This window comes from Streptococcus mitis, from assembly GCF_023110375.1.
Taxonomy (GTDB): Bacteria; Bacillota; Bacilli; order Lactobacillales; family Streptococcaceae; genus Streptococcus; species Streptococcus mitis_CI.
This window is the reverse complement of the sequence record NZ_JALDVV010000017.1, coordinates 1-13,233: the sequence shown is the minus strand read 5'-3', so window position 1 is coordinate 13,233 and position 13,233 is coordinate 1. Positions and strand designations below refer to the sequence as shown.

At 40.6% G+C, this 13,233-nt stretch carries 15 protein-coding genes; 11 read left to right on the top strand and 4 right to left on the bottom strand.

Features of this window, described 5'->3' with window-relative positions:
• Positions 1 to 38 precede the first annotated feature (38 nt).
• Positions 39 to 1,379 (bottom strand): sodium-dependent transporter, encoded by a 1,341-nt coding sequence (locus tag M1G12_RS09020; RefSeq protein ID WP_247949779.1) that lies wholly within the window; start codon positions 1,377 to 1,379, stop codon positions 39 to 41.
• A 341-nt stretch (positions 1,380 to 1,720) separates the two neighbouring features.
• On the opposite strand from M1G12_RS09020, the gene M1G12_RS09015 reads away from it, so the two are divergent.
• A complete protein-coding gene (locus M1G12_RS09015; protein ID WP_247949778.1) occupies positions 1,721 to 2,461 on the top strand; it encodes a MerR family transcriptional regulator in 741 nt (246 codons plus the stop codon).
• Between the two features lie 41 nt (positions 2,462 to 2,502).
• Here M1G12_RS09015 and M1G12_RS09010 read toward each other — a convergent pair whose 3' ends face one another.
• From M1G12_RS09010 to M1G12_RS09000, 3 genes are read right to left on the bottom strand one after another with little or no spacing between them, the layout of a single operon-like run.
• A complete protein-coding gene (locus M1G12_RS09010) occupies positions 2,503 to 3,024 on the bottom strand; it encodes a DUF1697 domain-containing protein (protein ID WP_020903482.1) in 522 nt (173 codons plus the stop codon).
• A gap of 48 nt (positions 3,025 to 3,072) precedes the next feature.
• Positions 3,073 to 4,245 carry an aminoacetone oxidase gene (aao, locus tag M1G12_RS09005; protein WP_237447326.1) on the bottom strand — a complete coding sequence of 391 codons (1,173 nt, stop codon included), beginning with the start codon at positions 4,243 to 4,245 and terminating at the stop codon, positions 3,073 to 3,075.
• A gap of 58 nt (positions 4,246 to 4,303) precedes the next feature.
• Positions 4,304 to 5,149, bottom strand: a complete 846-nt coding sequence (locus M1G12_RS09000; RefSeq protein WP_247949777.1) for a DegV family protein — start codon at positions 5,147 to 5,149, stop codon at positions 4,304 to 4,306.
• Positions 5,150 to 5,273: 124 nt separating this feature from the next.
• On the opposite strand from M1G12_RS09000, the gene M1G12_RS08995 reads away from it, so the two are divergent.
• From M1G12_RS08995 to M1G12_RS08950, 10 genes are all read left to right on the top strand, one after another.
• Complete coding sequence (locus M1G12_RS08995) at positions 5,274 to 5,831, top strand: TetR/AcrR family transcriptional regulator (protein WP_000004136.1); 558 nt, start codon at positions 5,274 to 5,276, stop codon at positions 5,829 to 5,831.
• Positions 5,832 to 5,849: 18 nt separating this feature from the next.
• On the top strand, positions 5,850 to 6,317 hold the full coding sequence (locus M1G12_RS08990) for a deoxycytidylate deaminase (RefSeq protein WP_247949776.1): 468 nt from the start codon (positions 5,850 to 5,852) through the stop codon (positions 6,315 to 6,317).
• Between the two features lie 88 nt (positions 6,318 to 6,405).
• The gene (gene upp / locus M1G12_RS08985; RefSeq protein ID WP_000515974.1) at positions 6,406 to 7,035 is read left to right on the top strand and encodes a uracil phosphoribosyltransferase; all 630 of its coding nucleotides are present in this window, start codon (positions 6,406 to 6,408) and stop codon (positions 7,033 to 7,035) included.
• Positions 7,036 to 7,208: 173 nt separating this feature from the next.
• Positions 7,209 to 7,799, top strand: a complete 591-nt coding sequence (clpP, locus tag M1G12_RS08980; RefSeq protein WP_000613475.1) for an ATP-dependent Clp protease proteolytic subunit ClpP — start codon at positions 7,209 to 7,211, stop codon at positions 7,797 to 7,799.
• A 78-nt stretch (positions 7,800 to 7,877) separates the two neighbouring features.
• Positions 7,878 to 8,153 carry a YlbG family protein gene (locus tag M1G12_RS08975; protein ID WP_000462122.1) on the top strand — a complete coding sequence of 92 codons (276 nt, stop codon included), beginning with the start codon at positions 7,878 to 7,880 and terminating at the stop codon, positions 8,151 to 8,153.
• A gap of 77 nt (positions 8,154 to 8,230) precedes the next feature.
• Entirely contained in the window at positions 8,231 to 9,391 is a 1,161-nt protein-coding gene (locus M1G12_RS08970) for an ABC transporter substrate-binding protein (RefSeq protein WP_000726117.1), read from the top strand.
• Positions 9,392 to 9,611: 220 nt separating this feature from the next.
• Positions 9,612 to 10,481 (top strand): branched-chain amino acid ABC transporter permease, encoded by an 870-nt coding sequence (locus tag M1G12_RS08965; protein WP_000941427.1) that lies wholly within the window; start codon positions 9,612 to 9,614, stop codon positions 10,479 to 10,481.
• Between the two features lie 3 nt (positions 10,482 to 10,484).
• Entirely contained in the window at positions 10,485 to 11,441 is a 957-nt protein-coding gene (locus M1G12_RS08960; protein ID WP_004256818.1) for a branched-chain amino acid ABC transporter permease, read from the top strand.
• Entirely contained in the window at positions 11,441 to 12,205 is a 765-nt protein-coding gene (locus M1G12_RS08955; RefSeq protein ID WP_001185997.1) for an ABC transporter ATP-binding protein, read from the top strand. Before M1G12_RS08960 ends, M1G12_RS08955 begins: the two co-directional genes overlap by 1 nt.
• Entirely contained in the window at positions 12,205 to 12,915 is a 711-nt protein-coding gene (locus M1G12_RS08950; RefSeq protein WP_000062200.1) for an ABC transporter ATP-binding protein, read from the top strand. The genes M1G12_RS08955 and M1G12_RS08950 overlap by 1 nt, the downstream gene beginning before the upstream one ends.
• The last annotated feature ends 318 nt before the right edge of the window (positions 12,916 to 13,233 follow it).

Here is a 13,233-nt window from a genome sequence, read left to right as displayed (position 1 = left end):
AAGAAAGGGCCTGAGTTTACTACTCAAGTCCTTTTTAATTACATAAATTGGGCGATGAAGACAACGATGATGATGATTGGAATGATGAAACGAAGAAGGAAGAGCCAGACTTGGAACAGTCCCTGTTTCCATGCTGTTTCATCGAGATGGAGTTCCTCCATTGCAAGAGCCTTTTTAAAGATATAGCCTGTAAAAAGTGAAAGGCAGAGAGCTCCAAATGGCATGAGGAGGTTGGAAACCAAGAAGTCCATAGCGTCAAAGAAAGTCTTCCCAAAGATGTGAACATCTGCCATGACACCATAAGATAGGGCTGAAGGAATTCCAAAGACAAAGGTCAAAATTCCTAAAATAACACTCCACTTAGCACGCTTGCTGTTGTCCTGGTTGGTGATATTGCCCACATTGATTTCCAGCATAACGACAGAGGAAGTGACTGTTGCAAAGAGGAAGAGCAGGAGGAAAAGAATGTAGAAAATAGTTCCAAAAGGCATCTTGTCAAAGAGTTGAGGCAAGACGATAAAGAGCAAGCTCGGTCCCCCTTCAGACTGGATATTGAAGGCTGACATGGCTGGGAAAATGGCTAGTCCCGCCATGATGGATACCGAAATGTTCATGGCTACGATGGAAATCCCTGACTGGACCAGATTGGTTTTCTTGTCCAAGTAGGAGGCATAGGTCAGCATGGCTGTAACCCCTAGTGAGAGGGCAAAGAAAGATTGTCCCAGAGCATAGAGGAGACCAGCGCTGGTCAGTTTTGAAAAGTCTGGTTTGAGGAAGTAAAGAACTCCTTCCATGGCATTTGGCAAACTGAGAGAGCGTCCGATGATGACGACAAAGATGATAAAGAGCAGAGGCATCATGACTTTTGAGGCTCTTTCAATTCCTTTTTGAACCCCACGTGATACAATGAAGATATTCAATAGGATAAAGGCTGCCTGAGCTCCAAGGGCAATGGCTGGATTTGAAATGATTGAAGTAAATAACTGAGCATAATCCCCCGTTCCACCAATTTGGAACAATTTCCCAAACTCAATACCCAGATAAACCAGAATCCATCCTCCAATAACACTGTAGAAAGATAAGAGGATAAAAAGGGCAAAGGCACCAATCCAACCGATAAAATTGTATTTGCTATTCTTGCCTAGTTTTCCAAAGGTTTTAATCCCAGAGACACCAGCGCTTCTGCCGAGGGCAAACTCAGCTAGCAGGAGGGGGAAACCGATTAAGATAGTGGAGATGAGAAAGACTAGTAAAAAGCCTCCTCCACCGTTAGCAGCAGTCATATAAGGGAATTTCCAAACGGCTCCAAGTCCGATGGCTGAACCAGCAGATGCTAGGATGAAGCCCAGTTTAGAACCCCATTGCGATTTTTCAGACATAGTTAAACTCCTAAAATTAGTATTACAAAAGAAAAAGCTACTGCCCTTGGCAAATAGCCTCATAAGTACTCAAAATGAGCCTTTCTTTTGATTGATAGACTTGACTATCCTATCATGTTTTCTAAGGTCTGTCAAGAAAACCATTTTCATGTTATGATAAAGTAAAAAAATTTCGCAAAAACGCTTGACTCTGACCTAGGGGGAGGGGTTATACTATCAATGTAATACTCTTCGAAAATCAAATTCAAACCACGTCAGCGTCGCCTTACCGTACTCAAGTACAGCCTGCGGCTAGCTTCCTAGTTTGCTCTTTGATTTTCATTGAGTATAAGGAGGAAATCATGTACCATATAAAAGAAGCTGCCCAGCTTTCAGGTGTCTCTGTCAAGACCCTGCACCACTACGACAAGATAGGCCTTCTGGTCCCTTTAAAGTCAGAAAACGGTTATCGAACTTACAGTCAAGAGGATTTGGAACGCCTTCAGGTCATTCTTTACTACAAATATCTAGGCTTTTCTTTAGAAAAAATAGCAGAGCTATTAAAGGAAGAAAGGACAGATTTATTACCCCATTTGACCAGGCAGTTGGACTATTTGACTCGAGAAAGGGAACATCTGGATAGCTTGATTTCCACCTTGCAGAAAACCATTCAAGAACAAAAAGGAGAAAGAGAAATGAGCATTCAAGAGAAATTTGCTGGATTTAACTACAAAGACCATCAAAAATACCACCAAGAGGCGGTAGAAAAGTATGGACAAGAAGTGATGGACCAAGCGCTTGAACGCCAGAAAGGTCACGAAGATGAGGCCACTGCTGCCTTCAACCAGGTTTTTCGAGCCTTGTCACAAAATCTTCAAGCTGGACTGCCTGTAACAGCAACAGAAAATCAAGAAGAAGCAGCTAAACTCTTGCAAGCTATTCGTACTTATGGATTTGACTGCTCCGTTGAGGTATTCGGTCATATCGGTAAGGGATATGTCTATAACCCAGAGTTTAAGGAAAACATTGACAAATTTGGACCTGGAACAGCCCAGTACACATCAGATGTGATTGCCCACTATGTCCAAACTCAGACAAAATAAAATCGGAGGAGCATTCTTCCGATTTTTACTAAATTCAAGCACTACTTGCTTAATAATTTTTCTACTACATTTAGTTTTCGCATGGTCAAATCTACATTAAAAAGCTTTTCAAGATAGTTGGTACTGAGCTTTTTTCGTTTTGCAGTTCTAGGGAGATAGAGGTAAAGACAATGGTTACCGATACAAATTTCTTCTTCACCGTAATCAATTTTCAATTTTTCTAAAGGGAGACTTTGAATAGATTCTTGATAAAAAATCACATGTATACGGTCATAAAGATAGTGTTCTCCAAACGGGTTTTCTTGGACAATTTTTTTAAAATCACTTTTGTTCTTGATAACCATTTTTAAGTCGGCCCCAATTTTTTCCTTTATCAGAGTATGAACACATTCTCGTATTTCTTCTAAATCTAAATCACTTTCAAGAATGATATTCCCACTTTGAATATAGGTTCGAACTTGTTGAAAACCGGCTTCTGTTAAGATATCTACTAGATAAGACATTTTAGGGATAGCATTTTTTCCATTAGGAGTAACTCCCCTTAACAAGATAATATGTTCCAAAGGACTTCCTTTCTTTTGGGGCTGATTTAGCCATTAAATAATTCAGATTTAGATTGGGTTTGATCCCGCCACCCAACCAGTACAGAGGGCAGAAGTGATGTTAAACCCACCCGTGTGGGCATTGATATCCAGTACCTCGCCAGCAAAGTGGAGTCCAGGTACCAGCTTACTTTCTAGAGTTTTGGGATTGATTTCCTTGAGACTGACGCCCCCTTTGGTAACAAAGGACTTAGCAAGGGACATTTTACCAGTTACAGGAATTTTAAGTCCCTTGATAGACTGGAGAAGTTGTTCTCGTTCCTTTTCAGTCAGTTGTTTGACTTTGTCAGGATAGCCTGGCACAAAAAATTCTGCCAAGCGTTCTGGAAGTAAAGTTTTTAAGGCATTTTTTAGAGATTTTTCCCGATTTTCTTCTAGAAATGTAGCCAAGTCTTTCTCAGAAAGTTGAGGTAGAACATCCAGTGAGAGAACCTCTCCGCCCTTGACAAAGCTGGACATACGCAGAGCAGCAGGGCCTGACAAACCAAAGTGGGTAAAGAGCAAATCGTGAGTGATGACATGCTTACCATAGCTTAGGGTCACATCGTCCAATGAAATTCCTTGCAAGGCCTTGTGTGGAAAATCTGTCAACAAAGGACTTTCAGCGGCTTCAAGATCGGTAATGGTATGCTTAAAATGACGGGCAATCTCGTGACCAAAACCAGTCGAACCAGTAGAGGGATAGGATTTCCCACCAGTTGTGACAATGAGTTTCTCACAAGTGAAGGTTTGGTCTGCGGACTTAAGGACAAACTGGTCGTCTATCTTTTTAACCGAAACAATCTCCGTTTGAGTAGCAACTCGACCACCGAGTTCAGTGATTTTCTTTTCCAAGGCCTCGATAATGGTCCGAGACTTGTCACTAGCAGGAAAGACGCGTCCGTGGTCTTCGACTTTAAGTTTAACCCCATTTTCCGTAAAAAAGTTAATGATATCATGGTTATCAAATTGGGAGAAGACACTGTAGAGAAAGCGCCCATTTCCAGGGATGCCAGCTAGCAGGTCGTCCAAGCTACCATTGTTGGTCACATTGCAACGTCCACCACCAGTCCCAGCTAATTTTTTTCCAAGTTTCCGATTTTTTTCGATAAGGAGGGTTTTCTGTCCATAAAAGCTACTGGAAATCGTAGCCATCATACCAGCAGGTCCTCCACCGATGACAATAGTATCAAAATGTTTCATAGCTCTATTGTACCACAAAAAAACAAGAGATGATGGTCACCTCTTGTCAAGAATGCAATTAATCAATTTCATATCCCATCAGCAAACCACCATCTTCTGCATAAAAACTGCAGAGACCAGATGTTGGGATAATTTTAATATCTGCTTGTGGGAAGGTTTCGCGAATTCGCTCTGAGAGCTGTTGGCAACATTTCTCGTTATTGCGTTGGGCCATGATAATACGTCCACCAGCATATCCAGCTTTTACTAACTCATCATAGGCAGCTTGAACTGATTTCTTTGGTCCTCGTGCTTTTTGTAGCAATTCGAGAGTTCCAGTTTCACTAGCTTCTCCGACCATACGGATATTGAGAAGGCCAACGACCGTACCGATAAGCTTGCTCAAACGGCCGTTCTTCACCAAGTTATCGACCTTGGCCAGAACAAAGAGCAACTTGGTTTTTTCTTGATAGGCAGTGATAGCTTCAACCACTTCTTCAAAAGATAAGCCCTGGTCGATCAAGTCATTCACTTTTTCTACGAGCAAGTCAACTTCCCCACCAGCAGACAAACTATCAATTATATGAATTTTAGTATCAGGATGTTCTTCCAGATAAATATTTTTTGCTAGTTGAGCACTATTGTGGCTTCCAGAAAGAGTACCAGTGATGGTTACTAGGAAAATGTTTTTGGCTCCTTCAAATGCTCGCAAATAATCATCTGGGCTTGGACAAGCTGATTTTGAAGCTTCTGCAGTTGCATACATGGTTTCCATCATTTGGTCAATGTCAAGACTGGCATCATCAACAAAGACCTGATCAGCTACTTGAATGGTTAAGGGCACACTTACAAAGGTCGTGTCAATAGCTGGTCTTGCCAGCTGACGATAATCACAACCAGAGTCAGCAATAATCTTCCAAGTCATAGAAATTCTCCATCTTTGTCAGTTATACATTGACAAAGGTTCTGTCTTTTTTTACAATTATATCATGAAAGCCCTTGAAACAAAAGCCTCATCCGTCTGTTGTGACAAGTAGAAAGAAAATGTTATGTCTGAACGTAGAATCTCTGAAAAGTCTCTTGAAAATCTCAGAAAATCAAACCAAGAATCCAATTTATTAACTAGAGAAGCCATCGAAACAGCCCTCTTGCAACTCTTGGAAAAAAAGGACCTGACCAAGATTAGTATTTCTGAATTGGTCAAACGTGCAGGCGTTTCTCGTGCGGCCTTTTATCGCAATTATGATTCCAAAGAGGAGATTTTAGAAAGCGTATTTAAACGAACTGTCCACAATATTATGGAACAGTTGCATCATTATGATTTAAAGACAGACCTTTATCTGGTCTGGGTTCACCTTTTCCGAGAAGCAAGAAAGGAAGCCAGAGTGATTCAACTTGCCTTAGATTACCATCTGGAAAAAATCTTTGTCCAAGCCATGCAGGAGTTTCTGGAAAAATACCATGGAAAATCAAAAGGTGTCAGCTCTTATCTTCATTCCTTCTGGAGTTCAGCCATCGTCTCAGTCCTTTTAAAATGGATCAAGGATGGCATGAAGGTACCTGCTGAAAAGATTGCAGATTTACGGTTACCATTTTTTAAAAAATAGAGAAAAAGGAGAAGAGATATGACTGAAGAAAGACTAGCATGGGATGAGTATTTTGCAGCCCAAGCTCTACTAATTGCCAATCGTTCCACTTGTAAACGTGCCAAAGTGGGCGCAATTCTGGTAAAGGATAATAAGGTTATTTCAACTGGTTACAATGGTTCAGTGTCAGGAACCGAGCATTGTATTGACCACGAATGTCTGGTCATTGAAGGCCACTGTGTTCGCACCCTTCACGCTGAGGTCAATGCTATCCTTCAAGGTGCAGAACGTGGTGTTCCTAAAGGCTTTACAGCCTATGTGACCCATTTTCCTTGTCTGAACTGTACAAAACAATTGCTGCAGGTCGGATGCAAGCGCGTGGTTTATATCAACCAGTACCGAATGGACGACTACGCCCAATACCTTTATCAAGAAAAAGGAACAGAATTGACCCATTTACCACTTGAGACCGTACAGGTAGCTCTTAAAGAAGCAGATTTAATGTAAAAATTATCAAAAATAAATGGTTTAGAAAGATTTTTAAACCGTTTTTTGGTATAATAAGAAGAATAAATTGAAAGAAGGAACTCCAAAAATGGGAAAAATTGAAGTTATTAATCATCCACTGATTCAACACAAATTGTCAATCTTGCGTCGTACAGATACTTCTACAAAAGCTTTCCGTGAGCTAGTAGATGAGATTGCAATGTTGATGGGGTATGAAGTACTTCGTGATCTTCCACTAGAAGATGTGGAGATCGAAACACCAATTACAAAAACAGTTCAAAAACAATTGGCAGGTAAGAAATTGGCCATCGTTCCAATCTTGCGTGCAGGTATCGGGATGGTTGATGGTCTCTTGAGTTTGGTTCCAGCTGCTAAAGTTGGTCACATCGGTATGTACCGTGATGAAGAAACACTTCAACCAGTTGAGTACTTGGTGAAATTGCCTGAGGATATTGACCAACGTCAAATTTTTGTCGTAGACCCAATGTTAGCAACAGGTGGCTCAGCAATCTTAGCTGTTGACTCCCTTAAAAAACGTGGCGCGTCAAATATCAAATTTGTCTGCCTTGTATCTGCTCCAGAAGGTGTAAAAGCCCTTCAAGAAGCTCATCCAGATGTAGAAATCTTTACAGCAGCCTTGGATGAACGCTTGAACGAACATGGTTATATCGTTCCAGGTCTTGGGGATGCTGGAGACCGCTTGTTCGGTACGAAATAAAATCGAAAAGAAGAATGAATTGGAAAAGAATTTCCAGTCGTGAAAGGAGGTTGAATTTTTGTTTCTGTCTGATGAAAACAGAGCAAAAATTTGACCTTTTTTGACCAAGATATTATAATAGTCTTATCTTCAGTCATTTGACCAACAAAATTAAAACTCAAAAGGAGAATTGAATGATTCCTGTAGTTATTGAACAAACAAGCCGTGGAGAACGTTCCTACGATATTTACTCACGTCTTCTTAAAGACCGCATCATTATGCTGACAGGTCCAGTTGAAGACAATATGGCTAACTCTGTTATTGCCCAGTTGCTTTTCTTGGATGCCCAAGATAGTACAAAAGATATTTACCTTTATGTCAATACACCTGGTGGTTCCGTTTCAGCTGGTTTAGCAATCGTTGATACCATGAACTTTATCAAGGCAGATGTCCAAACTATCGTTATGGGGATGGCTGCATCTATGGGGACTGTCATCGCGTCAAGTGGAGCAAAAGGCAAACGTTTCATGCTTCCAAATGCAGAGTATATGATCCACCAACCAATGGGTGGTACAGGTGGTGGTACTCAACAAACCGATATGGCGATTGCTGCAGAACACTTGCTTAAAACTCGTAATACTTTGGAAAAAATCTTGGCTGAAAATTCAGGTCAGTCAATCGAAAAAGTCCATGCAGATGCAGAACGAGATAACTGGATGAGCGCCCAGGAAACACTTGAATATGGCTTTATTGATGAAATCATGGCCAACAATTCATTGAATTAATGGTGATAGAAGGCAAACTCGACTGGGTTTGCTTTTTTTGGTATAATAGGGAGAGATTTCTTAGAAAGAGGATTTATCATGTTTGAAAAAGTCAATCGATCTGGCTTGATTATCTATCTTTACTATAATCGTGATGCCAAAAAACTGCAGGATTATGGAGATATTACCTATCATTCCAAGAAACATCGTTACTTACAGCTTTATGTTCCAACTCAAGAAGTGGAGCAATTGGTCGGGCGCTTGGGCAAGGAAAAATTTATAAAAAAAGTTAGAGTTTGTCATATCCAAGAGTTGGAAACACCCTTTGTGGGCAATCTTTATCGAGAGGAAAACGTTATCATCGAAAAAGTCTAAGAAAAGTGTTGACAATTTTCTGATAATTCGGTATATTCTTAACATGCTATTTATTTAAGAATAAGGAGACAAAAAAGATGAAGAAAAAATTTGCCCTATCGTTTGTGGCGCTTGCAAGTGTAGCACTTCTTGCAGCCTGTGGAGAAGTGAAGTCTGGAGCGTCAAACGCTGCTGGTAATTCAGTAGATGAAAAGACAATCAAAATTGGATTTAACTTTGAAGAAACTGGTGCCGTAGCAGCCTACGGTACATCTGAACAAAAAGGTGCCCAACTTGCCGTTGATGAAATCAATGCTGCAGGTGGTATCGATGGAAAACAAATCGAAGTAGTCGATAAAGATAACAAGTCTGAAACAGCTGAGGCGGCTTCAGTAACAACTAACCTTGTAACCCAATCTAAAGTATCAGCAATCGTAGGACCTGCGACATCTGGTGCAACTGCAGCTGCGGTAGCTAACGCTACAAAAGCAGGTGTTCCATTGATTTCGCCAAGTGCGACTCAAGATGGATTGACTAAAGGTCAAGATTACCTCTTTATCGGAACTTTCCAAGATAGCTTCCAAGGAAAAATTATCTCAAACTATGTTTCTGAAAAATTGCAAGCTAAGAAAGTTGTTCTTTACACTGATAATGCTAGCGACTATGCTAAAGGTATTGCCAAAGCCTTCCGTGAAGCTTACAAAGGTGAAATCGTTGCAGATGAAACTTTCGTAGCAGGTGACACAGACTTCCAAGCAGCCCTTACAAAAATGAAAGGGAAAGATTTTGATGCTATCATCGTTCCTGGTTACTACACTGAAGCTGGTAAAATTGTAAACCAAGCGCGTGGTATGGGAATTGACAAACCAATCGTTGGTGGTGATGGATTCAACGGTGAAGAGTTTGTACAACAAGCAACTCCTGAAAAAGCATCAAACATCTACTTTATCTCAGGCTTCTCAACTACTGTAGAAGTTTCAGCTAAAGCAAAAGCTTTCCTTGATGCTTACCGTGCTAAGTACAACGAAGAGCCTTCAACATTTGCAGCCTTGGCTTATGACTCAGTTCACCTTGTAGCAAACGCAGCAAAAGGTGCTAAAAACTCTGGCGAAATCAAGGATAACCTTGCTAAAACAAAAGATTTTGAAGGTGTAACTGGTCAAACAAGCTTCGATGCAGACCACAACACAGTCAAAACTGCTTACATGATGACCATGAACAATGGTAAGGTTGAAGCAGCAGAAGTTGTAAAACCATAATAGAAAATGTTGAAATAGGGAATGAGCCTTTGACTCACTCCCTGTTTCGATGTTTAATACTCTTCAAAAATCAAATTCAAACTGCGTCAACGTCGCCTTGCCGTACTCAAGTACAGCCTGTGGCTAGTTTCCTAGTTTGCTCTTTGATTTTTATTGAGTATAAGAACTTATAAAAAGTGAGGGAAAACCCTCGAAATTATAAATAGAAAGAGTGAATCTTATGCTCCAACAACTAGTAAATGGTTTGATTCTAGGTAGTGTTTATGCGCTGTTAGCCCTAGGATATACCATGGTTTACGGAATTATCAAGCTCATCAACTTCGCCCACGGTGATATTTATATGATGGGAGCCTTTATCGGTTATTTCTTGATTAATTCTTTCCAAATGAATTTCTTTGTAGCTCTTATTGTAGCTATGTTAGCGACAGCCATTCTTGGTGTCGTGATTGAGTTCCTTGCTTACCGACCTTTGCGTCACTCTACTCGTATTGCTGTTTTGATTACAGCTATTGGGGTTTCTTTCCTATTGGAATATGGGATGGTCTATCTGGTTGGTGCTAATACCCGTGCCTTCCCTCAAGCGATTCAAACAGTTCGCTATGATTTGGGACCAGTTAGCCTAACAAACGTGCAGTTAATGATTTTGGCCATTTCCTTGATTTTGATGATTTTGTTACAAGTCATTGTCCAAAAGACTAAGATGGGGAAAGCCATGCGTGCAGTATCCGTAGATAGCGATGCGGCGCAATTGATGGGGATCAATGTAAACCGTACTATCAGCTTTACCTTCGCTTTGGGGTCAGCTCTTGCGGGTGCGGCTGGTGTTCTGATTGCCCTCTATTATAACTCTCTTGAGCCTTTGATGGGAGTTACTCCAGGTCTTAAATCTTTCGTTGCCGCAGTACTTGGTGGTATCGGAATTATTCCTGGTGCAGCTCTTGGTGGTTTTGTGATTGGTCTATTGGAAACCTTTGCGACAGCCTTTGGAATGTCAGACTTCCGTGATGCTATTGTTTATGGAATCTTGTTGTTGATCTTGATTGTCCGCCCAGCTGGTATCCTTGGTAAAAATGTGAAAGAGAAGGTGTAAACGATGAAAGAAAATTTAAAAGTTAATATTCTATGGTTACTCCTTTTGTTAGCTGGCTATGGCTTGATTAGTGTATTGGTTTCAGTCGGAGTACTCAATCTATTCTATGTACAGATTTTACAACAAATCGGAATTAATATTATTCTGGCTGTTGGTCTCAACTTAATCGTTGGTTTTTCAGGCCAATTTTCACTTGGTCATGCTGGTTTCATGGCGATTGGTGCCTATGCCGCTGCTATTATTGGTTCTAAATCACCAACCTACGGTGCCTTCTTTGGAGCCATGCTGTTAGGTGCTTTGCTTTCAGGAGCAGTTGCCTTGCTTGTCGGAATTCCAACCTTACGCTTGAAGGGGGATTACCTTGCGGTAGCAACTCTCGGTGTTTCTGAAATTATCCGTATCTTTATCATCAATGGTGGAAGCCTTACAAATGGTGCAGCAGGTATCTTGGGAATTCCTAACTTTACAACCTGGCAAATGGTTTACTTCTTTGTCGTGATTACAACCATTGCAACCTTGAACTTTTTGCGTAGTCCAATTGGTCGTTCAACTCTCTCTGTTCGTGAGGATGAAATCGCTGCTGAGTCAGTTGGGGTTAATACGACTAAGATTAAAATCATCGCCTTCGTCTTTGGTGCTATTACTGCAAGTATTGCAGGGTCACTTCAGGCAGGATTTATCGGTTCAGTTGTACCGAAAGATTACACTTTCATCAACTCAATCAACGTTTTGATCATTGTTGTCTTTGGTGGACTTGGTTCCATTACAGGTGCTATTGTTTCAGCTATTGTTCTTGGAATTTTGAATATGCTTCTCCAAGATGTTGCTAGTGTGCGTATGATTATTTATGCTTTGGCCTTGGTATTGGTAATGATTTTCAGACCAGGTGGACTACTTGGGACATGGGAATTGAGCCTATCACGTTTCTTTAAAAAATCTAAGAAGGAGGAACAAAACTAATGGCATTACTTGAAGTAAAACAGTTAACCAAACATTTTGGCGGTCTAACAGCTGTTGGAGATGTGACTCTTGAATTGAACGAAGGGGAATTGGTTGGACTAATCGGTCCAAATGGAGCTGGTAAAACCACCCTTTTCAATCTCTTGACAGGTGTTTATGAACCAAGTGAGGGAACAGTAACACTAGATGGTCACCTTTTGAATGGAAAGTCACCTTATAAGATTGCTTCTTTGGGACTTGGACGTACATTCCAAAATATCCGTCTCTTTAAAGATTTAACAGTTTTGGACAATGTTTTGATTGCTTTTGGCAACCATCACAAACAACATGTTTTTGCTAGTTTCTTACGCTTACCAGCTTTTTACAAGAGTGAAAAAGAATTAAAGGCTAAGGCTTTGGAATTGTTGAAAATCTTTGATTTAGATGGTGATGCAGAAACTCTTGCTAAAAATCTTGCCTACGGACAACAACGTCGTTTGGAAATTGTTCGTGCTCTCGCTACGGAACCTAAAATTCTCTTTTTAGATGAACCAGCAGCAGGTATGAACCCACAGGAAACAGCCGAATTGACTGAGTTAATTCGTCGTATCAAAGATGAATTTAAGATTACGATCATGCTGATTGAACACGATATGAATCTGGTCATGGAAGTGACAGAACGTATCTACGTACTTGAATATGGTCGTTTGATTGCTCAGGGAACTCCAGACGAAATTAAGACCAATAAACGCGTTATCGAAGCTTATCTAGGAGGTGAAGCCTAATGTCTATGTTAAAAGTTGATAATCTTTCTGTGCATTACGGTATGATCCAAGCAGTCCGTGATGTAAGCTTTGAAGTAAATGAAGGAGAGGTTGTTTCCCTTATCGGTGCCAATGGTGCAGGTAAGACAACCATTCTCCGTACCTTGTCTGGTTTGGTTAGACCGAGTTCAGGAAAGATTGAATTTTTAGGTCAAGAAATCCAAAAAATGCCAGCTCAAAAAATCGTGGCAGGTGGTCTTTCACAAGTTCCAGAAGGACGCCACGTCTTTCCTGGCTTAACTGTTATGGAAAATCTTGAAATGGGAGCTTTCTTAAAGAAAAACCGTGAAGAAAATCAAGCCAACTTGAAGAAAGTTTTCTCACGCTTTCCTCGTCTTGAAGAACGGAAGAACCAAGATGCAGCTACTCTTTCAGGGGGAGAACAGCAAATGCTTGCCATGGGACGCGCCCTCATGTCAACACCAAAACTTCTTCTTTTAGATGAACCATCAATGGGACTTGCCCCAATCTTTATCCAAGAGATTTTTGATATCATTCAAGACATCCAGAAACAAGGAACAACCGTCCTCTTGATTGAACAAAATGCCAATAAAGCACTCGCAATCTCTGACCGAGGCTATGTATTGGAAACAGGGAAAATCGTTCTATCAGGAACAGGAAAAGAACTCGCTTCATCAGAAGAAGTCAGAAAAGCATATCTAGGTGGCTAAAAAGGTCCGGGGGACCTTTTTAGTCGGCGGATGAAGATTGCGAAGCAATTATCAAATCCACTGGATTGTTTTAGTCGGTGGATGAGGATTACGAAGTAATCATCATTATAGTCCAGGGGATCTTTTTAGTTGACAGATATAGATTGTAAAGCAATCTTTATCTACATTAAAAGGTTAATTTCTAATAATTGAAAAAAATGGAATGAAACGTTTCTTACATTCATTCAGAGGGCTCGATTTCAGGCTCTTTGTCAACTGTAGTGGGTTGAATAAAAGCTAAGATCTAGAAAGGACGAAATTTGTCCTTTCTTTTTTGAT